Source organism: Pseudomonas abietaniphila, assembly GCF_900100795.1.
GTDB lineage: Bacteria > Pseudomonadota > Gammaproteobacteria > Pseudomonadales > Pseudomonadaceae > Aquipseudomonas > Aquipseudomonas abietaniphila.
Genome location: NZ_FNCO01000002.1, coordinates 701,756 through 722,446 on the forward strand (window position 1 = coordinate 701,756; position 20,691 = coordinate 722,446).

At 61.6% G+C, this 20,691-nt stretch carries 16 protein-coding genes; 7 read left to right on the forward strand and 9 right to left on the reverse strand.

What is annotated here, in order from left to right; genetic code table 11:
* Nucleotides 1–55 precede the first annotated feature (55 nt).
* The 5 genes from pcaQ to BLS87_RS06600 all read right to left on the reverse strand — a co-directional run bounded on the left by pcaQ (nt 56) and on the right by BLS87_RS06600 (nt 7,125).
* Nucleotides 56–985 (reverse strand): pca operon transcription factor PcaQ, encoded by a 930-nt coding sequence (gene pcaQ / locus BLS87_RS06580; protein ID WP_074751236.1) that lies wholly within the window; start codon nt 983–985, stop codon nt 56–58.
* Nucleotides 982–3,201, reverse strand: coding sequence for an ATP-binding protein (locus tag BLS87_RS06585; RefSeq protein WP_074751238.1), 2,220 nt, complete (start codon nt 3,199–3,201; stop codon nt 982–984). The genes pcaQ and BLS87_RS06585 overlap by 4 nt, the downstream gene beginning before the upstream one ends.
* A complete protein-coding gene (locus tag BLS87_RS06590) occupies nt 3,198–3,758 on the reverse strand; it encodes a biliverdin-producing heme oxygenase (RefSeq protein WP_074751415.1) in 561 nt (186 codons plus the stop codon). The genes BLS87_RS06585 and BLS87_RS06590 overlap by 4 nt, the downstream gene beginning before the upstream one ends.
* 183 nt (nt 3,759–3,941) lie before the next feature.
* Nucleotides 3,942–5,567: an NADP-dependent glyceraldehyde-3-phosphate dehydrogenase gene (locus tag BLS87_RS06595; RefSeq protein ID WP_074751240.1), complete on the reverse strand. Its 1,626-nt coding sequence runs from the start codon at nt 5,565–5,567 to the stop codon at nt 3,942–3,944.
* Nucleotides 5,568–5,970: 403 nt separating this feature from the next.
* Complete coding sequence (locus tag BLS87_RS06600) at nt 5,971–7,125, reverse strand: GGDEF domain-containing protein (RefSeq protein ID WP_074751417.1); 1,155 nt, start codon at nt 7,123–7,125, stop codon at nt 5,971–5,973.
* Nucleotides 7,126–7,453: 328 nt separating this feature from the next.
* On the opposite strand from BLS87_RS06600, the gene msrA reads away from it, so the two are divergent.
* From msrA to BLS87_RS06625, 5 genes are all read left to right on the forward strand, one after another.
* Complete coding sequence (gene msrA / locus BLS87_RS06605) at nt 7,454–7,960, forward strand: peptide-methionine (S)-S-oxide reductase MsrA (protein WP_074751242.1); 507 nt, start codon at nt 7,454–7,456, stop codon at nt 7,958–7,960.
* A gap of 384 nt (nt 7,961–8,344) precedes the next feature.
* Nucleotides 8,345–9,322, forward strand: coding sequence for a sensor histidine kinase (locus BLS87_RS06610; RefSeq protein ID WP_074751243.1), 978 nt, complete (start codon nt 8,345–8,347; stop codon nt 9,320–9,322).
* 579 nt (nt 9,323–9,901) lie between these two features.
* Nucleotides 9,902–10,876 carry a GlxA family transcriptional regulator gene (locus BLS87_RS06615; protein WP_074751246.1) on the forward strand — a complete coding sequence of 325 codons (975 nt, stop codon included), beginning with the start codon at nt 9,902–9,904 and terminating at the stop codon, nt 10,874–10,876.
* 170 nt (nt 10,877–11,046) lie between these two features.
* The gene (locus tag BLS87_RS06620; protein WP_074751248.1) at nt 11,047–12,090 is read left to right on the forward strand and encodes an alpha/beta fold hydrolase; all 1,044 of its coding nucleotides are present in this window, start codon (nt 11,047–11,049) and stop codon (nt 12,088–12,090) included.
* A 213-nt stretch (nt 12,091–12,303) separates the two neighbouring features.
* Nucleotides 12,304–13,266, forward strand: a complete 963-nt coding sequence (locus tag BLS87_RS06625; RefSeq protein ID WP_074751249.1) for a 3-hydroxyacyl-CoA dehydrogenase — start codon at nt 12,304–12,306, stop codon at nt 13,264–13,266.
* 46 nt (nt 13,267–13,312) lie between these two features.
* On the opposite strand, the gene BLS87_RS06630 is transcribed toward BLS87_RS06625, so the two are convergent.
* Together BLS87_RS06630 and BLS87_RS06635 are read right to left on the reverse strand one after the other, a co-directional pair.
* Nucleotides 13,313–14,095: an SDR family NAD(P)-dependent oxidoreductase gene (locus tag BLS87_RS06630; RefSeq protein ID WP_208605140.1), complete on the reverse strand. Its 783-nt coding sequence runs from the start codon at nt 14,093–14,095 to the stop codon at nt 13,313–13,315.
* Between the two features lie 220 nt (nt 14,096–14,315).
* Nucleotides 14,316–15,272 carry a threonine dehydratase gene (locus BLS87_RS06635; RefSeq protein ID WP_074751251.1) on the reverse strand — a complete coding sequence of 319 codons (957 nt, stop codon included), beginning with the start codon at nt 15,270–15,272 and terminating at the stop codon, nt 14,316–14,318.
* 108 nt (nt 15,273–15,380) lie between these two features.
* Between BLS87_RS06635 and BLS87_RS06640 the strand changes: the two genes are divergently transcribed.
* Both BLS87_RS06640 and BLS87_RS06645 read left to right on the forward strand, forming a co-directional pair.
* Nucleotides 15,381–16,178: an AraC family transcriptional regulator gene (locus tag BLS87_RS06640; RefSeq protein WP_074751253.1), complete on the forward strand. Its 798-nt coding sequence runs from the start codon at nt 15,381–15,383 to the stop codon at nt 16,176–16,178.
* A gap of 38 nt (nt 16,179–16,216) precedes the next feature.
* A complete protein-coding gene (locus BLS87_RS06645; protein WP_074751255.1) occupies nt 16,217–16,807 on the forward strand; it encodes a nucleotidyltransferase family protein in 591 nt (196 codons plus the stop codon).
* 23 nt (nt 16,808–16,830) lie between these two features.
* On the opposite strand, the gene BLS87_RS06650 is transcribed toward BLS87_RS06645, so the two are convergent.
* Together BLS87_RS06650 and ydiJ are read right to left on the reverse strand one after the other, a co-directional pair.
* Complete coding sequence (locus BLS87_RS06650; RefSeq protein WP_074751257.1) at nt 16,831–17,376, reverse strand: GNAT family N-acetyltransferase; 546 nt, start codon at nt 17,374–17,376, stop codon at nt 16,831–16,833.
* Nucleotides 17,377–17,596: 220 nt separating this feature from the next.
* Nucleotides 17,597–20,620 carry a D-2-hydroxyglutarate dehydrogenase YdiJ gene (ydiJ, locus tag BLS87_RS06655; protein WP_074751259.1) on the reverse strand — a complete coding sequence of 1,008 codons (3,024 nt, stop codon included), beginning with the start codon at nt 20,618–20,620 and terminating at the stop codon, nt 17,597–17,599.
* Between the last annotated feature and the right edge of the window lie 71 nt (nt 20,621–20,691).

Consider the following 20,691-nt stretch of genomic DNA (forward strand, 5'->3'; position numbering starts at 1 on the left):
CGCGCCATCGACCTCGGCAACACTGAAAATAACGCCGACATCCATAACCAAAAGGTTATGGATAGGTCCCTTCGCGATAGGCCTGCCCGACTTCCCGCAACGTCTCGACACACCACTGCGCGGGAATCGACAGCGGTAACGCCGGGTTACTGCACAGGCCCACCGAGCCGCCCGGCTCGCGAATTCCGAGCTCGAGCTCGACCAATTCACCCGCTTGCAGATCCTGGCGCACCGCATCGTATGGCGCGATCCAGACCGCATCACTGCATTGCACGTAGCGGCGGCTGAGGGTCAGGGACAGCGTTTCAAGCCGCTGGCGTGGAGGATCGATACCGTGCTGGACAAACAGGCTGTCGGCAAACTGGCGGATGGTGGTCCCCGCCAGCGGCAACACGACCGGGAAGTCTTCAAGCGTCAGCGAACCCTCGCCTGTGGTCAGCAACGGATGCCCCTCGCGCACCACCCACGTCATCGATTCGCTGTACAGGTGCTCGAAACTCAAGCCGAGGATCTGTGGGCTGTCGGTCATGCGCCCCACCACCAGATCCAGTTCGCCCAAGCGCAACTGCGACAGCAGATACGCGCTCGGACCTGTCGCGACGCTGACCACCAATGCCGGGTGTCTGGCATGTAAGCGACAGATGACCTCGGGCACCAGCAGGCTCTCCACGGTCGACAACACCCCGAGTCGCACCGCCACCGGCGCATGCTCCCCCGAACGCAGACTGTTCACCCCTTCGCGCAACGCCTGGACGCAGGGCCCGGCGTACCGCATGAAGGCCACGCCCGACTCGGTGAGTGCCGCCCCGCGCTTGCTGCGCACGAACAGGCTGGCGTTGAGCAGGCCTTCCAGCTCCTTCAGGGTTTTGGACAATGCCGGCTGACTGATCGCCAGTTTGTCCGAGGCTTTGGCCAGGCTGCCTTGGCGCGCCACTTCAAGGAAACACACCAAGTGTCGGAATTTGATCCGCGTATCGATGTTCACGAAGGTTTTGCCACCGGCACGGTAAAACGGAACACGCTGCCCACGCCCAACGCACTGGACGCGGTCAACTCACCGCCATGGGCTTTGACGATCCCCTGCGAGATGTACAGCCCCAAGCCGGTGCCGCTCGGATTGCCTTCCCGTATGCGCCAGTAACGCTCGAAGACATGAGGCAGTTGATCCGGGGCAATGCCAGCACCGGAGTCGACGATGCTCACGGCGACGAAATCGCCCTCCAGGGTCGCCGTCACGCTGATCAATCCTTCCTTTGGGGTGAACTTGATGGCGTTCCCCACCAGATTGGACAGCACCTGAAACATCCGCTCAGGGTCGGCCATGACCTTTAGCTCAGGCTCGCCTGAGAACGTCAAGTCGATGAACTTGTTCAGCGCCAGCGGCGTCAGCAGCGACCAGGCGTCCTCGAAGAGCTGGCTGATCTCCACTGCCTGCGGAGCGATGGAATAACGGCCAGCCTCGATCTTCGCGGTGTCGAGCAGGTCCTCCAGCAGGTTGGTCATGCGCGCCGTGGCTCGCTGCAACGTATCGATTGCCGAGTTCAAGCGTTTGGACGCCGGGCTCACATCGGCAGCGATCAACCGCTGCATCATCCCGCACTGCATGACAATCGCCGTCAACGGACTGCGCAAATCGTGGGACACCACCGCCACCAGTTCGTCCCGGGCGCGCACGGCGTCTTTCTCGCGCAATACCTGCCGCGACAAATCCGATTCCAGTGCAGACCGCCGCAAGTCGGACACCGCATAAACGTCGCCGACATCCCACTGCCGGGCTGTGCCATCGACCTGTTGCTTCCAGACTTCAAACGATTCACGCGGCTGCAAGCGGTTGCCTACCACGACCTTCGACATGTCCGGGTTGCCGCTCCACTGCACGCTTTCCTTCTGCTCGGGGCGAAACCACAAAACCGCGTTGTCCACCGGCTTTGGCAAACTGAACGCCAGCAGACCGCTGGCAACCCGCGAGTACGCCCGGGCAGGCTCATAAAGCGCACCCAGACTGTCCGTGGTCACAACGCTGTCCGACGCCTGCACCCAGGTTTGCAGTGCCTTCACTTGTTCAGCCGATGGGCATTGACCAAACAGATGCACCTGATCCTCGATGACGACCGCCAGGCCACCGGCGTCGACGAGGGCCAGGACGTCTTCAGCTTGCTCGATCAAGCCGTGATACACATCCCCGTCCGCTTCGGCCATCGCGTTGGCGAGCAGGTTGAGCAGACCGCCCTTCGCCTGACGCTGGCGCTGTGCGTTCAGTTCTTCGAGCGCGCTGATCTGCATCGAGAGCACTTGGCCGATGGTCTCGCAGGCCACCCGCAAGGCAGGCGGCACTCGCAACGGCTGGCGATTGCCGCAGCTGATCAGGCCCCACAGCCGATCATCCTTGAGCAGCGAAATGCTCATGGACGAACGCACGTCCATGTTCTGCATGTACTGACAATGGATTGGCGACACGCTGCGCAACACTGCGTACGCCATGTCCAGCGGCTGGCCCGTGTCTGGCCGCAGCGCTGGCACCATGGGCACAGGGACGTAAGCGGCATCGGGAATGATCCGCAGCCAGTTCAGGCGATACAGTTCGCGCGCCTGCTCGGGAATGTCGCTGGCAGGGAAAAACAGGCCTTGATAGGCGTCCAGTTCAGAGGTGGCGGACTCGGCGATGACCTGACCGTGGCCCGCCTCCTGAAAACGGTAGATCAGCACGCGGTCGTAGCCGGTCAGCGCACGAATCTCGGTGACGCTGATCTCGTAGAGTGCCGACAGGGTTTTCGCCGATTGAAGGCGTCGCAGCGTGCGGGTGAGGCGTTGATCAAGCGAGCGCCCGACAGCGGCAGGGTCGGCCTGAACCGGCTCAAGCTCGATGAACAGCAGGCCGTCGTGGCGATGGATCAGCCCGTCGACCGTCTGGTCGCCGATCCGCAGCGACATGGGGTTGATCTCGTCCAGTGACTCGGATAGCAAGCGTTCCCGCAAGCGCTCGGAGGGTTCGTTGCCGAGCCAGCCGGACAGCGGCTGGCCTGACTGCGGCGCGGGAGCATCGGCCAGCAACGATTGAGCGTTGGCGCTGACTTGCTGAACCGTCCACGTGGCTTCGTCCACTGTCAGCAACACGCCATGGGGCTGAATCGCGCCCGGAATCCGGATCGGCTCGTCAGCGCAGTTCTTCAGCAACGTCTGCAAATCGTGTTCAGAGGTCATCGCAGCACTCCTTTGCATTCCAGCCAGCAGGCGAACGAAGCAAACGTGGCGCAGGCCGAATCCACCACTTGCTGGTTGTCGTCGGGATGATCGAAGCCTGCCAACTGTTTGAGGAACGCCTTCCACAAGCGTCCTGTGTCCCGGCCGTAGACATCAAGGAATTCGCCGCCGCTGTCGGCGCCGATCGACAGTCGCTCGGCGATGATGCGGCGCAGGACTTGCCCACCCAGCGTGGCGCCTTCCATGACGTACATCACGCCGAGCAGATCGGCCTCGCCGTTAATAGGCGGCAGGTCGGCGCACAACGGCAACGCCTCGATCTGAGCGTCGTTCAGCCCCAGTGCACGCAGGTCTTTCACCAACGCCGGGACCTTTTGCCGATCGGGCTGAACGAGGTGCGGGGCATGAAACCGCTCGATTTGCCCTTGCAGCGGCGCATGAAAACCGTAATACGCCTGGATAATGCGCTGATAGGCATCCCGATCAAGGTCGGGGTGCGTCAGCGGCAATCGGGCCTCCAGCGCCTTGTGTTGCGCCGCAGTGGCGGCACGCAGCATCTGCAGCACGCAAGGTGCCTGGGTTGCAGCGCTGGAGAGCGTTAATTCGGGGGTAGCTTCAACCAAGGGCGGTGGCGTCCAGTCAGGATGGAAATGGCTTGGAGTACAGCGACATCCGCAGGTTCAAGGCAGATGGCTACCGCGCACACTAAGGGGCGCGGCGCCAAGGTGCAAACCTCTCGATCAAAAGATGTAATCAGTGGTCAGGAAGCTTGATTCGCGGTTGTGAATGATGTCGCTGATCAGTGCCTTGTTACTCTCCTGGAACTTGGTGGCCACCAAGGTCCGGATCGAGAACACACGCAGTGCGTCATGGACCGACAAGGTGCCTTCTGCCGAGTTCTTGCGGCCGTTGAACGGGAAGCTGTCAGGGCCACGCTGGCATTGGGCGTTGATGTTGATCCGGCCGACCTGATTGGCGAACGCATCGACCAGACGTCCGACCTGCTTGGAGTCGTTGCCGAAAATACTCAGTTGCTGGCCGAAGTCCGAGTCGAGCACGTATTCGATGACCGTTTCCAGATCACGGTACGCCACCACGGGCACCACCGGTCCGAACTGCTCTTCGTGGTAAACGCGCATGTCCGGGGTCACCGGGTAGAGCACAGCCGGGTAGAAGAACTGCTGATGGGTCTCGCCACCGCCTTCGTTGACCACTTTTGCGCCTTTGCTCACGGCGTCGTCGACCAGGCCCTGCAGGTAGTCGGTCTTGCCGGGTTCTGGCAGCGGTGTCAGCGAAACGCCCGGTTCCCACGGCATGCCCGGTTTGAGCTGCGCCAGCTTCTCTTCGAATTTCTCGAGGAAGCTGCCAACGACGTTCTCATGCACGAACAGGATCTTCAGCGCGGTGCAGCGCTGGCCGTTGAATGACAGCGAGCCGGTGATGGCTTCACTGACCGCATTGTCCAGGTTGACATCGGGTAAGACGATGCCCGGGTTCTTGGCGTCCAGACCCAAGGCTGCGCGCAGACGGTGAGGTTTTGGGTGCAGCTTCTTCAAGGCGCTGGCGGCCTTGTTGGTGCCGATGAACGCAAACACGTCGATCTTGCCGCTGGCCATCAGCGCGCTCACGGTTTCACGGCCGCTGCCGTAAATCACGTTGATGACGCCCGCCGGGAAGCTGTCGCGGAAGGCTTCGAGCAGCGGACGGATCAGCAATACCCCGAACTTGGCGGGCTTGAACACCACGGTGTTGCCCATGATCAGCGCGGGAATCAGCGTGGTGAAGGTTTCGTTCAACGGGTAGTTGTAGGGACCCATGCACAAGGTGACGCCCAGCGGAACGCGACGGATCTGGCCCAGCGTGTCCTGTTCGAGCTCGAAACGGCTGGAACGGCGGTCCAGCTCCTTCAGTGCGTTGATGGTGTCGACGATGTAATCGCAGGTGCGGTCGAACTCTTTCTGCGAGTCCTTGAGGTTCTTGCCGATCTCCCACATCAGCAGGGTGACCACGGCATCGCGCTGTTCGCGCATGCGCTTGAGGAAGGTTTCGACATGATGGATGCGGTCAACGACGCGCATCGTCGGCCAGGCGCCCTGCCCGCGATCATAGGCTTTGACGGCAGCGTCCAGCGCGGTCATCGAGGTGTCCGCGTCCATCAGCGGTGTGCTGCCCAGCACCACGGACTCAAGGCCCGCGTCGGTTTTCAACGACACCGGACTGAGCACCGGTGCCAGCGGTCCTTGCCACTGACGCAGCTCGCCATCCACCAGGTACTCACGCTGCTCGATGGCAGGCCCTGCGCGGAACTGCTCAGGAATCTCATCGGCCCTTGGGTACAGGTTGTCCAGGCGATTTTGCAGGGTCATCTCTCTCTACCTCTTCCAGTCGGTAATCGTGCGAAACACACTACGCCACAGGTCGAAGGGAATGAAAAGACTTGCGACGAATGTCACGGTGGCGTGACAGAGGATGCGACCTTTAGAAACAGCCGTTCATCCGCGGACGGGGCTTGCCAGAGCTGGTATCGCAGCGTCAGAGCAAAGTGCGTCAGACACCGTACTGGTGGGAGCCGGCTTGGTGCGGGCCGCGTTCGCTGCCCTCGTAACCTCGGACGTCTCCTACCGGTATGGTGGCGTCGGAGGAAAGTGCGTCAGACACCGTATGGGTGGGAACCGGGTTGGTGCGGGCCGCGTTCGGACGAATGCGGTGGGTCCTCTGACATTTACGCCACTGACCCACTCGGACGTCTCCTACCGGTATGGCGGCGGTTCAGGCCACCGCGGTCTGGTTCCGACCCTGCGCCTTGGCCCGGAACAATGCTTTATCAGCATCGTTGAGCAGCATGTTCACGTCACGGTCAGCGCCGTTCATCGAAGCGACCCCGATGCTGGCGGTGATGCCTTCGACGTGCTCGCATGCCAGCTTCGCGATGGCCTGACGCAGCTGCTCGGCCGTGGCCTCGGCGTCGTCGATTGAGGTGTCGGTGAGCAGTATCGCGAACTCTTCGCCGCCCAGTCGACCGCAGAGGTCGACATCGCGGATGGACTCGCAAATGACGCCGCCGATCTGTCGCAGCACCTTGTCGCCCGCCTGATGGCCGTACGAGTCGTTGATGCGTTTGAAATGATCGATGTCCAACATCAATACCGACAGCGGCACCCGGTTGCGCTTGCAGTGCTCGTAGGTCTGCTCGGCCTGTCTGAAGAACGCCCGACGGTTCTTCAACCCGGTCAGTTCATCGGTTTGCGCGGCATGGTTGGCGATGCTGTGCGCGTATTCCATTTCCCGCGTCAGACGAAACGCCGTTTCCATGGCCTCGGACAGTTTGCGGGTTGCGCTGATCACGAACGAGACAAACACCAGTGTGGCAGCGGCCATACCAATCTGCGTCGGCGCGGGCTGGAACAGCAGCCAAAACGAACAGGGCAACAACACCAGCGAGATCGACACGATGGTCATCGAACGGTAAGCGGAATAGCAGGACACTGCGCTCACTGACATCCCCACCGTAAACAGCAACACCAGACTCTGCGTCACCAGGTCATTCAGATGCATCAGTGCCAGCGCGCCACCACCCCAGATGGCAGCCGACAGTGCCAGTGTCAGCCAGTAGCGGCGCTCCCAGCGTTGCGGCGTGCGGGTTTCGACCGGGCTTCGAAAATACGTCACCAACAACACGATGCGCAGCGAGGTCGACGCACACAGCAGGCCCAGCCAGACCAGAATCACCTCGTGACCGACACGATTCCAACACAGCCAGCTCAACATCAGCGCAGCCAGAAAGCTTCCCAACACAGAGAAAAACGTCTGGCGAAACAATAAGTGCAGACGATCGGTTCGCACCTGCGCCCGTATCAGGGCATCGCGTTCGTGCTGATGCTCAAAGAGGTACATCGGATGTGCCTGCCCAACCCACGGTGACATGGCCGGATTGTGGCACCCGGCCATGAGGCAGCACAACTCACGCTCGCCTAAACGGTGGAGAATTCCAGCCTGCGCACTGAAAAACAGTGGGCATTGACCAAAACGGCCAGTCCAGAGCCGTTAATCGGTCCGGGACCGAACGTTCAGTTCCAGTCAACGAATCGGTTTGCCGACCGTGACACCCGACATGGAGCCTGAGAGGTCGCTCGCCTGATCGGGCGATTCGGCAGGACGATCAAGCGGGTGTGCTTGCATGGCCCGACGACCCGCGAGCACACTGGGCGCGAGATCGATATCAACGCACTGTTTTAAACAGGAAGGATGAATAATGACCACGCACACCGAAACCGCTCTGCTGGCTGGCGGCTGCTTCTGGGGCATGCAGGATCTGCTGCGCCGCTACCCTGGCGTCCTGTCCACGCGCGTGGGCTACTCGGGCGGCGACGTTGAGAACGCCACGTACCGCAACCATGGCACCCATGCCGAAGCCATCGAAATCGTGTTCGATCCGAATGTGATCAGCTATCGGCAGATCCTGGAATTCTTTTTCCAGATCCACGACCCGTCCACGGCCAATCGCCAGGGCAATGACATCGGCGCGAGTTACCGCTCCGCGATCTTCTACCTTAGCGAAGAACAGAAACGCGTCGCGCTGGACACCGTCGAGGACGTCAACGCGTCGGGTCTCTGGCCGGGCAAAGTGGTCACTGAGCTGGCGCCGGCTGGCGCGTTCTGGGAGGCAGAACCAGAGCACCAGGATTATCTCGAGCGCATTCCCAACGGTTACACCTGCCACTTCATCCGCCCGGACTGGAAGCTCCCGAAACGCGCTTGAGGCTCAGTGACAGCCCCGTGGGCTTGCTCACGAAGAGGCCGGCATGAACGCCACCGATCCGCTGGATTCGCCGACGCCTTCGTGAGCAAGCTCACTGCCACAAAGAACTCCTTAAAACGCGCGGCTCAGCGGAGACGACCACGCGGTGAAACAGGCCGTGGATTCGGCGTGGCGTGAGCGTGTTACCGCGCCTCATCGCGCCCCGTGCTTCCGGGCGCGATGGGTTTGCGCAAGCGTTTGAGCTGCCGCGTCAGGGCGGAGCGGAATGTGACGGCCATCCGGGTGCCCGATTCTGCCAAAGCAGGCCCTCTGCGGTTGTGCGCCGGTCTGGCTGCGTATACTCCGGGCAGCGACAAAGCGGCAGGCTTTGAATCCGGAGGCCCCATGTCAGAAAAACGTCTTACTCAGCGCCGGTCCGGCACGTACGAGGCTTCGGACCCGGCATGGTCCCACCACTACGACATGTCGCTGCTGCGGCGCGACGTCGATGCGACCTACCGTCTGCTGCCCGACCCGGCCAGCGGCGTCACCATCAGCCCTCTTCTCCCGCCTGCTCCTGCGCACCGGCTCGCCATGCTTGAACTCTGGGCGCCGAGCATCACGCCCGCGTCTCAAAGCGTCATCACCCAACATACGCCGCCAAACGATCCGCAAGCCGACTTTGCCAGCAACGCTCACTTGCAGGTCATGGGCGAGCTGACGGCCTCCATCGCCCACGAAATCTGCCAGCCGCTCTTGGCTATCGCCTCTAACGCCGCAGCATGCCTGCGTTGGCTGCAACGGGAAAAACCAGTGGTGAGTGAAGCGATTGAAGGGCTCAGGGATATTCGCGCCGAGTGCGAGCGCGCTGCCAATATCGTCGCTGCCCTGCGTGCACTGACCCGGCAGTCGCCCTGCAATCCGCAACGTGTGAACGTCAATGACGTGATCCTTGAAGCGGTGAGGCTTCACGGGCCCGCGCTGGCGGCGGGCAATGTCGCGTTGGTGATCGACTTGCGCGCCGATCAGCCTGTGAATGCCGATCCTGTGCAGGTTCAGCAACTGGTGTTCAATCTGATTGCCAATGCCATGGAAGCGATGGCCGGCGTGGAATCGCCGGGCCCGATTGTGCGGCTGTCGTCCAATACGCTGCAGGATGGTGTGCGGGTGTCGGTGGAGGACAATGGTCCGGGGATACCGGTTGAGGACAGGCAGCGGATTTTCGAGGCGTTTCACACCACCAAGGAAAGCGGGCTGGGGATGGGGCTGACCATTTGCCGTTCGGTGGTGGAGGCGCATAAGGGTAATTTGTATGCCGAGGGCTCGGAGTTGGGGGGTGCGATGATTCGGTTTCAATTGCCGACGGGGTGCAGGAATCACTGATTTCCTGCACGGAGGTCGGGTTGGGTTGGGTTGGGTTGGGTTGGGTTGGGGTGTATATCCGTTTCTTGCGGCGGCCCTGCTAGAGTCTGGCTAACGCCAGACCTGTTTCGCCTCCGGCGAGTTACTTGAAAAGACCCCAAGTAACCAAGGTCCAGCACCCGGTTGGGCCCGACTTCGTCGGGTTCCTTCTCTCCGGCGACGCTCCGTGGGCCCGCCGCCATCGGCCATCCATGGCCGGGGGCGGCTCTCGCGGCATCCATGCCGCTCGGCCCACTACGCGCCACCTGCGTTCAGCCTGCACCCAAGTCGCGATGTGTGGTGTCTGAAGTGTCGAGGCAGGAAAATCAAAAGCAAAAGCAGTCGCAAAATAAGTGTTTTGGATTTCCGCTGTGCTTTTGATTCTGCCAAAGGCGTAGGAGCGACCGGGGTGGCGAATGGAGTGATGCAGGGGGGGATCTGATCCGGTGACCCGTGAGTCAGCTGTACCGGAAATTCCTTGAATTGGCCTAAACTGCCGCCTTGAAAAGCTGGTACCCCGTTGGCATCCGCCGATGGGGTCGCGATGAAGGCGGTTGAGGCATGCAAGACCCTAATGTTCATAAAACCGTGGTGATGGTGCTGTTCAACGACGTGCTGATGCTCGACGTGACCGGCCCAATGGACGTTTTTTCGATTTCAAATCGCCTGTTGCCCAAGGAGAAACAGTACCGTCTCCTCACGGTGTCGGACCGGTCCGGGCTGGTGCGCAGTTCTTGCGGTCTCAAGGTCCACGCCGATCTGCGACTGCAAGACTGTCCCGCTGACGTTGACCTGCTGCTGGTTCCCGGTGGCCCGGGCGCTTACGGCTTCACCCACCCGGAATTGACCGCCTGGTTGCCGGCTGCCGCAAAAAGCGCTCGACGCTTCGGCGCGATCTGTACGGGGATCTTCCTGCTCGGCGAGGCCGGTTTGATTGACGGCTATCGCTGTACCACCCACTGGAACTATGTCGAGCGCCTGGCTCAGCGTTTTCCCGAGGCGCGGGTGGAAACCGAGCAGATTTACGTCATCGACCGCAATTTGATCACCTCAGGCGGTATTACGGCGGGTATCGACATGGCGCTGGCCGTGGTCGCCGAAGATCACGGCAAGGACATCGCGCTGGAAGTCGCCAAAGTGCTGCTGGTGGTGATGAAACGCCAGGGCGGTCAAACCCCTTATGGTCCACTGCTGGCTGCGGTACCCCGTGACGGCGGTGCCATCGCCAAGGTCCAGGCGCACGTCGTGGATCATATCGAGGCGCCCTACACCATTGATCGAATGGCCGAAATCGCGGCCATGAGCCCGCGCAATTTCGCCCGTGCGTTCCAGCGCGACGTCGGCATGACGCCCATGCAGTACGTGCAAAACGCGCGCATCGATCACGCCCGCAAGCTTCTGGAATCCTGCGACGTCCCGCTTAAGGTGCTGGCCTCGCGCTGCGGTTTCGGCAGTGCGCGACACATGCGCAAAGTGTTCAGCGAGCGTATTGGACTGTCGCCGAATCAGTACCGGCAGCAGTTCGGCGGCGAATGACCGAGGGCCGGTTTTGTATCACTGTGTATCTGGATCGCGCCGGGATACGCAGGCATTCATCCGCCGGGTGATTCGACACACGGCAGATACGTCGTCGCGTTGAAATGCACGCACGGTTTGAAGGGACCCCGCCGGGTTCCCTGGCCATGAACGTGTATGGAGACATCCCCATGAAGCTGGCATTGCAGAACACCACCACCGGCCGTCTGTTCACCGCATCCCTGCTCGCGGCAAGCCTGTTTGGCGTGCTGGGCACGGCCCAGGCGCAGGACACTGCCACGACGTCCGCCAATGCTGTCAGCCATGCGGCGCCCTCGCCGTTCGGCCCACTCAAGCACGTCAAGGCTGGCCTGCTGGATGTGGCGTATGCCGAAACCGGCCCGGCAGACGGGCAAGTGGTGATTCTCCTGCACGGCTGGCCGTACGATATTCACAGCTATGACGACGTCGCGCCTCTGCTCGCTGCAAAAGGCTATCGCGTGCTGATGCCGTATGCCCGTGGCTATGGCGATACGCATTTCCTGTCCGACAAAACCCTGCGTAACGGCCAGCCGGCTGCGCTGGCCAGCGATGTCATCGACTTCATGGATGCGCTCAAGATCAAGCAGGCCGTGCTCGGCGGTTATGACTGGGGCGCGCGCTCCGCTGACATCGTCTCCGCACTGTGGCCGGAACGCGTGAAAGCGCTGGTGTCGGTCAGCGGCTACCTGATCGGCAACCAGGCAGCCGGCAAGAACCCACTGCCACCCAAGGCCGAACTGCAATGGTGGTATCAGTTCTATTTCGCCACCGACCGCGGCCGTGCCGGCTATGAAAAGAACACCCACGATTTCGCCAAACTGATCTGGCAGACCGCTTCGCCGAAATGGGCATTCGACGACGCCACCTATGATCGCAGTGCCAAGGCGCTGGAAAACCCCGACCATGTCGACATCACCGTGTTCAACTACCGCTGGCGGCTGGGCCTAGTTGCCGGTGAGTCACGCTACGAGGCGCTGGAACAGAAACTCGCCACGGCCCCGTCCATCGGCGTGCCGACCATCACCCTGGAAGGCGACGCAAACGGCGCCCCTCACCCGGCACCCGAGGATTACGCCAAGCGCTTCACAGGCAAATACGAATTCCGGCTGATCAACGGCGGCATCGGTCACAACCTGCCGCAAGAAGCGCCGCAGGCGTTCGCGCAAGCGGTGATCGATGCGGATCATTTGTAATGCTTGACGATTGACGTCGGCAAGGTGTGGCGAGGTGAGGATCGGGCCGGTAGGCTTGGCATCAGGCAGCCAGACCGATCCAGTGCTGGCGACCGGGCAGATGCCCAGGGTCGTCAGCGCTTGAAAGACCTGCTCCCGGCAAGGCTGACTGCCCAGAGACTCCAGGTAACGGTCATTTGCCTGAGCGATCATCAAACCTCAAAGGTGGCCACAATGCATGAACTTGATTCCCTGACCCAGGGCCGGCCCATTGCAATCGTCGGCGCGGGTCTGGTCGGCGCGGGCTGGGCACTGGTCTTCGCCCGGGCAGGACTCGCCGTACGGATCTATGACGCAAACCCGGCGATCTCGAACGCCTCGATCCCGCTAATCGAACGGCAGATCGCAGACCTCACCGAATTCGGGCTTTTATCGGAATCTGCCGAGTCCATCCTTGCGCGCCTCACGGTGTGCGACACGCTGCAACAGGCCGTCAACGGTGCAGCGTATGTTCAGGAATCGATTCTGGAGCGCACCGATGTCAAACGGGCGCTCATGCTCGAACTGGACGCCATCGCCGGCCCCGACCTGATCATCGGCAGCTCCACGTCAGGCATCCCCGCCTCGGCGTTTGCATCGGAGTTGAGCATTTCGTCGCGCGTCATCATTGCTCATCCGGTGAACCCGCCGTACCTCGTTCCCGTGGTTGAAATCGTGCCCTCGCCGGACACCTCGTCCTCGGTCATTGCTTTTACGGCGGCACTGATGGAGGCCGTGGGTCAAAGCGTTGTACACGTGCGTAAAGAAGTGCCCGGCTTCGTGCTCAATCGCCTTCAGGCCGTGCTGTTGCGCGAAGCGTGGGCGTTGGTGGAAGAAGGCGTCGCGACCTGTGAGGACATCGACAAAACCGTGCGCGACGGGCTGGGTTGGCGGTGGTCGTTCATGGGGCCGTTCGAGACGATCGATCTCAATGCCGTCGGCGGTGTGGCTGATTATGCGCAACGTCTCGGGCCGCTCTATCGCGGCATTGCCGACTCGCGCTCCCACACCGAAGAATGGAGCCCGGAGCTGATCAAAACCGTAGAAGACCAGCGCCGCGGGTTCCTGGCGTTCGATGAACTGGAAAAACGCCGTGCATGGCGCGACCGTCAGCTCATGGCCTTCAGCGCGCAGCGGCGCAAGGACGATCAGCGCTGATCAACTGACCCTCTAAAAGGCGGCCCTCACCTGAGGGCCGCTTCGGTTATTGCGCTGTCCAGCCACCGTCGATCTTCAACGCGGTGCCGGTGACCATCCTTGCAGCAGGCCCTGCGAGGTAAAGCGCCCCGCCGACGATGTCTTCCATCGTCGCCATGTGCCCCATCGGAATCTTCGACACCAGAAAGGCTTCCTTCTCAGGCGTGTCGACGATCTTGCGCACCAGCGGCGTATCAACGAACGTCGGGCACAGCGTGTTGACCCGAATGCCCTGCCCGGCCAGTTCGACCGCCATCGCTTTGGTCAGGCCTTCGATGGCGTGCTTGGTCATGCAATACACCGTGCGATTGGGTGAACCGACATGCCCCATCTGGGAAGACACATTAATGATGACGCCGATGTCAGGCCCGGTATTGGTCAGCATCTTCTGCACCGCCGCTTGCGCGGTGACGAAGCAGGCCCGTACGTTCAGGTTGAGCATTGAGTCCAAGTGTTCATCCGTGACCTCAACCATAGGCTCGGGGTAATTGATGCCTGCGTTATTCACCAGGATGTCCAGCTGTGGAAGATCATCGATCACCGCACGAATGGCGGCGCTGTCGGTGACATCGCAAACCACCGTGCTAACGCTGCCGCCTCGCCCGCGAATCACGTCGGCGACCTGATCCAGATTGGGTTGGGTGCGGGCGACCAGCACCACATCAGCTCCTGCGGCACTGAACGCCAGTGCGACGCCCGCGCCAATGCCGGATCCGCCGCCCGTGATCAGGGCGACCTTGCCATCCAGTCGAAAAGAAGGCATCCCCAAGGTGTCGTATTCGCCTGCCAAGTCACTCTCCTCTAGCGGTATCAGATTTCGTTCGCACATCCGGGCTTGCGTCTAACGGCGTCGCCGGCATCCCGTCATGCGTGCTGGCCTATGCCTCACTGGCCGCGTAAGCCACCCTGCGGTTGCATACGCATGCATCGCCATCATAGAAGACCGCAAAGGGTTTTCAAAGCCGAGAACACGAACATGTCTGAGCTGATCTCAGGCACGTCAGCGACCTTCAGCCAATCACCTCGGCGTAGACGTTTCGATCAATGTTGGCACCTGACAGGATGACGCCAACGTTCTTGCCTTTCATCGCCTCACGCTCCTGCATCAACGCCGCCAACGCTGCAGCGCCTGCGCCTTCTGCCAGGTTGTGGGTGTCGGCGTAGTACACGCGCATGGCCTCGGCAATCTCCTCATCGGCGACGGAGACGATCCGTTGCGCACCTTCTTTGTAGATAGCAAACGCTTCCGGAATCGGACCGCGAACCGCCAACCCGTCGGCAAACGTATTGGCCGACGCCGTCTCGCGTAACACCCCCGCTTCGAACGATTGCCTGGCAGCGTCCGCTTCAGTGGACACCACGCCGACCACCTGGGTGTTCAGTTGCAATGCGTCGCGCACGGCGATCACCCCGCAAATGCCCGACCCGCAACCAATGGGCACATAGACGGTGTGCAGGTCAGGCGCGGCGGTGAACAATTCCAGCGCATAGCTCGCCACGCCTTTGACCAACGCCGGGTGGTAAGGCGGAACCAGAAAAAGGCCATGGGTTTTCGCCAGCCGCGCGGCTTCGCCACGGGCTTCGTCGAAGTCCCGGCCGTACTCCACGACTTCGCTACCAAAACCGCGCATGGCGTTGTTCTTCTCCACGGAGTTGCCAACCGGCACCACGATCAACGCCCGCATACCCGCTGCACGGGCCGCCATCGCGAGGCTCTGCCCGTGGTTGCCGCGAGTGGCCGTGACGATGCCCTCGACGTCCGGGTGCGCGTTTTTCAGCCACTGCATGAAGGTGATACCGCCGCGCACCTTGAAAGCACCCGTGGGCGTGTGATTTTCGTGCTTGACCCACACGGTGCAACCCAGTCGCTCAGCGAGCAAAGGCCACGCATATTGGGGCGTTGCAGGCATCACGCGGTACACCTGCCGGGCGGCGTCTTCGAGGTCTTCGCGAGTCAGTCGGTGCATGGTTTCCTCCAGCGTTCTGTTTGGTCGCAGTCTAGGCACCGAGCGGTGTCGCTGGCTTTCAAAAAACCCACCTGACCTTTTGCCTGATTCTTGAGTACTATCGCGCTCATGAGCCGTCCACACCGCGTCACCTCATCGCCCGTTACCGAGCCGGTCCGCCGCGCCGATGCAGGGCCGTGGACGATCGAATTGCTGCCCGCGTCCCCTTACGAAGCGCGCTATGTCGCCACGCAGTCCAGCGTCGGCTTTGCGTTCGACAGCCAGCGGGGTACTCACGCCATTGGCAGCGATCGCCTGCGTCCTTTCGCTGCCGTGCCCAACGGGCTGGCGTTTGTGCCCGCGGGCTGCGACGTGTTTTCAGCGTCTCCCGACGGCGGTGAATACCTGTTGCTCAAACGCAACGACGGGGGTTCGTTGAATGGCGAGCGAGCGTTCAACAACCTGATCGACGCTCAGGCCATTCGCCTCGCACACCGCATGCGCAACGCATTGCTGCGTGCATCGGTCAACGATGACTGGGAGGCCTGGGCCATTGCTCTTGCCGAACGGACGGCTCAATCGCCCCTGCACTCGGCCCGTTCAAGCACCTCAATGACCAGCAAGCGATTACGTTTACTCGATGAGTACATCGACGCGCGCCTGGATCGCCCTTTAAGCGTTCAAACGATGGCGAATCTGCTGGAACTGTCAGAAGGCTACTTCATGCGCGCCTTCACCCACGCGACCGGGAAAACCCCACACAGCTACCTCATCGACCGACGCGTGGCCCGCGCCCGCGCACTGCTGCGCGACGCCCGCGTCAGTGTCGCGGACGTCGCTCAGGCATGTGGTTTCTCGTCCCAGGCGCACCTGGCGACGACCTTCAGGCAGCGGCTGGGTGTGAGTCCGTCGCAATTGCGGGGGTAAGCGCTCTGCGCCAGCGCCATTTCAAACAAGGAGGCTTTATGACAATGACAGTCGAATCGCTGCTCAGCATCGCCCTGTCCAACCCGGTCAATGCTCAGATTATTGCCCGTCTGCCGTCGCTGGGCCTTAACCAATGCATGCTCACGGCAGGTTGCCTTTTTCAGGCAGTCTGGAATCAACGCAGCGGCCAGCCTGCCGCTTGGGGCGTGAATGACTATGACGTGTTTTACTTCGATGAAGATCGCTCATGGGAGGCCGAAAACGACGTCATCAACGCTACCCGGATTCTGTTTCAAGACCTGGGGGTGAATGTCGAGGTTCGGAATCAGGCGCGGGTGCATCTATGGTTCAGTGAGCGCTTCGGTCATCCTTATCCGGCGCTCAGCTCAGCCAAGCAGGGCGTTGATCGATTTCTGGTGGCATCGACCTGCATCGGCGTCGAGATTGAGACGAACGAGGTTTACGCGCCCTACGGGCTGGCTGAGCTAGAGCAAGGCATTCTGCGCATCAACCCCCACTTTAAACAGCCGGACCTGTTTCGAAAAAAATCCAGGGACTATCAGGCCCGCTGGCCGTGGCTGACCATTCACGAACCCAGAGAGCCCTTGGAACCTGGTCAGGACGTGTAGCTGTATAGCCAGGTTCCGCGCGGTCAGCTGCGCTGTAACCATTGCTCCCGGCTCAGCTCCCAGACCTCCTTGCCCAGCGCGCCGCTAACGAAATGCCCTTCGGTGACCTCAATCAACCGCATGCCTTCGCGTTCGGATACCCGTCGGGAGGCTGCGTTTCCAATCGCCTTGGGGACCTGCATCAGAGGACGATCCAAGGTTTCGAACCAGTATCGGTTGATGACCTTGCAGGCCTCCTGCATGTAACCCTTTCCCTGCCAGGCCGGTGAAAGCCAGAAGCCTCGATGGTTGCCCGGCTGGTCATACAGGCTGATGCTGCCGATGCATTGCTCGGGTGTCTGATTGAGACGAATCATCCAGTGCCACTCGTTTCCGGCGGCTATCGCGGGCAAGGCATGACCGCGCACGTATTGCTCCGCGCCGTTGTCCGGGTAAGGCCAAGGCACGCGACGGTCGAGGTAGCGAACCACCTCCCAATGGGGAAACAGATGCTGAATGGCCGGAATGTCCGTCTCGGCAAGCGGGGTGAGAAGGAGTCGATCAGTTCGAAAAACGGGGACGCTGTCCATGGCAGGCACTCGCTGTCAGTCGACGGGCATCGTATCAAACAGGTGACGGAGCCCGCACAGCTCCGTCACTGCAGGCGTAAGCTTGCTCTGGGCTGCACAGGCAATGGCGATGTGGCTACCTGCACCGGCCTGTTGGTGAGCACGCTCACTCCCACACTCCGAATCTCGCCGGGCGCCTATCGCAAACAACACGACGGGCGCTGATCCGGCTTTCTCACCCTTACCGCGCCAGGTGACGCTCAAGCACCACTTCCAGCGGATGACGCAGCTGTCGATCAGCCAGACGCTTCACCTGGCTGCGACATGAATACCCCGTCGCCAAGGCTTCGCCCTGTTTGTCCAGTTTGGTCGCCCAGGATTGCTCGAAGATGGTCCGGGAGGTGGCCTGATTGCGCGCCTCGTGGCCGTAGGTGCCGGACATGCCGCAGCAGCCAGTGGCTTCGGTGACCAGCGTGAGGCCCATGCGCGCGAAGACTTTTTCCCATTGGGACGTGCTGGCCGGGACGTTGGTTTTCTCGGTGCAGTGCGCCATCAAACGGTATGCCTGGGTCGCCGGCTGCGGATTTTCCGGCAGCACGTCGATCAGCCATTCCTGTGGCAACAACACCTTCGGGCAATCGCTTAGCCCCGGCACCTTCTGGTATTCCTGGCGATAGACGAGGGTCATCGCGGGGTCCAGACCCATCAGCGGTACGCCGCAATCGGCCAGTGCCTTGAGCTGAGTGCCATTGCGCACCGCCGCCTTGGCGAAGGCGCCGAGAAAACCTTGCACATGCAGCGGCTTGCCATTGGCGCTGTATGGCGCCAGGAACACGCGATAACCCAGTTGATGCACCAACTGAATGAGCGACGCCAGCAACGGGGTTTCGAAGTATCGGGTGAAGGCGTCCTGCACCAGCACCACGCTGCGTTCCCGCTGCGCCGGGGTCAGTTCACGCAGCGCCGGGACGCTGGCAACCTCGACTTTGCAGGCGCGCAGCGTCGATTGCAGGTTGTAGCGATGGATCAACGGGCTGTCGAGCATGCCCACATGACGCTCCAGCAAACCACTGACCCACTTGGAGCCCATCACCGCGTTGTACAGGCCTGGCGCATACGCCATGTAGGGAATGGTGAATTCCAGCGATCCAATCAGGTAGTCACGCAGTGGACGCTGGTACCGGCCGTGGTACAGCTCCAGAAAACGCGAGCGGAAATCCGGCACGTTGACCTTGATCGGGCATTGCCCCGCGCAGGATTTACACGCCAGGCAACCGGCCATGGCGTCATAGACCTCGTGAGAGAAGTCCGGCTCGCCACGCTGGCGCGACAGGTTGTTACGCAGGCGTTCAGGCAGGCCCTTGATCCACGACATCTTGCCTCGCGCCGCTTGCAGCACATCAATGTTGGCTGCACCTTGCAGACGTAGCCATTCGCGAATCAACGACGCACGCCCTTTCGGCGAGTGCTGACGCTCACGGGTGGCTTTCCACGAGGGGCACATCGCGTCGTTCGGGTCGAAGTTGTAGCAGGCGCCGTTACCGTTGCAATGCACCGCGCTGCCGAAACTCTGCCAGACGCGCTCGTCGATGGTGCGGTCCAGATCGCCACGCAGCGTGACTTCGTTGACCTTGAGCAAGCCATCGGTGGCGTCGGGCGGCGTGCAGATCTTGCCCGGGTTGAGCTGGTTGTGGGGATCGAACGCGCCTTTGAGTGATTGCAGCGCCGGGTATAGCTCACCAAAGAACGCCGGGACGTATTCCGAGCGCAGGCCCTTGCCATGCTCGCCCCATAACAGGCCGCCATAGCGTTGCGTCAGTTCAGCGACGGCGTCGGAAATCGGCTTGACCAGCGCGGCCTGTGCCGGGTCTTTCATGTCCAGCGCAGGCCGTACATGCAGGACGCCGGCATCGACGTGGCCGAACATCCCGTACGCCAGGCCATGCCCGTCCAGCAGCGCGCGGAATTCGGCGATGTAGTCAGCGAGTTTCTCAGGCGGCACGGCCGTGTCTTCCACGAACGGCTGCGGACGAATCTCGCCCTCGACGTTACCCAGCAACCCCACTGAACGCTTGCGCATGGTGTACACCCGCGTCACTGCCTCGGCGCCTTCGGCCAGCGTGTGACCCAGGCGTTCGATGGTGGTGTCGGCTTGCAGGTGTTCGACGAACGCCGCGACCCGCGCATTGACCTCATCGATTTCTTCCCCGCTGAACTCCACCAGGTTAATGCCCAGCGTCGGGCGCTCGGCATCGGCGGGAAAATATTCAGCGACGCTGTGCCAGACGATGTCTTTCATCGCCAGCATCAGGACTTTGGAGTCCACGGTTTCGATGGACAGCGGCTTCTTCGCAAGCAAGGCATTGGCATCGCGCAAGGCGTCCATGAAGCTGCTGTAGCGCACGTTCACCAGCACCGAGTATTTCGGAATCGGCAACACATTGAGCTTGGCTTCGACGATGTAACCCAGTGAGCCTTCAGCGCCGCACAGCACGCTGTTCAAGTTGAACCGCCCTTGCTCGTCACGCAGGTGCGCCAGGTCGTAACCGGTCAGGCACCGGTTGAGCTTGGGGAAGATCGACTCGATCAGGTCGCCCTGAGTCTCCTGAATCTGCCGTGCGGTGCGATACACCACGCCGATACGGCCAGGTTGAGCGCATGCAACCTCCAGGTCCGCATTCGACAATGGGTGGCTGTGAAGACGCTCCCCGCCCAGCAACACGCTGTGCAACTCCAGGACGTGGTCGCGGGTCTTGCCGTAGGTGCAACTGCCCTGCCCGCTGGCATCGGTGTTGATCATCCCGCCAACGGTGGCGCGGTTGGAGGTCGACAGTTCCGGTGCGAAGAACAACCCGTGAGGTTTGAGCGCGGCGTTGAGCTGATCCTTGACCACGCCCGCCTGCACGCGAACCCAGCGCTCGGCGACGTTGATTTCGAGAATGGTGTTCATGTGCCGCGACAGGTCGACGACGATCCCGTCCGTCAGTGACTGGCCGTTGGTGCCGGTGCCGCCGCCGCGCGGTGTCAGCTTGATCTGCCGGAAGCGCGGCTCAGCCATCAACGTCGCAATGCGCGCCACATCATCGGCGTCCACTGGGAACACCGCCGCTTGCGGCAGGCGCTGGTAGATCGAGTTGTCAGTCGCCAGCACCGTGCGGGTGGCGTAGTCGGCACTGAGCTGGCCGCGGAAACCGCTGGCGCGCAGGGCGTCGAGGAATTCAGGGTACTGAGCCGCAGGTAACGCGGTGGGCAGCCGGGCGATCATCGTGGGATGGCCTCTTGTCGGTCTATTCACGGGGAACATCAAAAGACTTGTCGCCTGAGCATTAATCGGTC

Excerpts from the sequence above, each read along its gene's own strand:
- BLS87_RS06645 (WP_074751255.1), top strand. The coding sequence starts at position 16,217 with ATGACAATGACAGTCGAATCGCTGCTCAGCATCGCCCTGTCCAACCCG.
- BLS87_RS06595 (WP_074751240.1), bottom strand. The coding sequence starts at position 5,567 with ATGACCCTGCAAAATCGCCTGGACAACCTGTACCCAAGGGCCGATGAG.
- BLS87_RS06625 (WP_074751249.1), top strand. The coding sequence starts at position 12,304 with ATGCATGAACTTGATTCCCTGACCCAGGGCCGGCCCATTGCAATCGTC.
- msrA (WP_074751242.1), top strand. The coding sequence starts at position 7,454 with ATGACCACGCACACCGAAACCGCTCTGCTGGCTGGCGGCTGCTTCTGG.
- BLS87_RS06585 (WP_074751238.1), bottom strand. The coding sequence starts at position 3,201 with ATGACCTCTGAACACGATTTGCAGACGTTGCTGAAGAACTGCGCTGAC.
- BLS87_RS06590 (WP_074751415.1), bottom strand. The coding sequence starts at position 3,758 with ATGCTGCGTGCCGCCACTGCGGCGCAACACAAGGCGCTGGAGGCCCGA.
- BLS87_RS06615 (WP_074751246.1), top strand. The coding sequence starts at position 9,902 with ATGCAAGACCCTAATGTTCATAAAACCGTGGTGATGGTGCTGTTCAAC.
- BLS87_RS06640 (WP_074751253.1), top strand. The coding sequence starts at position 15,381 with ATGAGCCGTCCACACCGCGTCACCTCATCGCCCGTTACCGAGCCGGTC.
- BLS87_RS06600 (WP_074751417.1), bottom strand. The coding sequence starts at position 7,125 with ATGTCACCGTGGGTTGGGCAGGCACATCCGATGTACCTCTTTGAGCAT.
- ydiJ (WP_074751259.1), bottom strand. The coding sequence starts at position 20,620 with ATGATCGCCCGGCTGCCCACCGCGTTACCTGCGGCTCAGTACCCTGAA.
- BLS87_RS06620 (WP_074751248.1), top strand. The coding sequence starts at position 11,047 with ATGAAGCTGGCATTGCAGAACACCACCACCGGCCGTCTGTTCACCGCA.
- BLS87_RS06610 (WP_074751243.1), top strand. The coding sequence starts at position 8,345 with ATGTCAGAAAAACGTCTTACTCAGCGCCGGTCCGGCACGTACGAGGCT.
- BLS87_RS06635 (WP_074751251.1), bottom strand. The coding sequence starts at position 15,272 with ATGCACCGACTGACTCGCGAAGACCTCGAAGACGCCGCCCGGCAGGTG.
- BLS87_RS06650 (WP_074751257.1), bottom strand. The coding sequence starts at position 17,376 with ATGGACAGCGTCCCCGTTTTTCGAACTGATCGACTCCTTCTCACCCCG.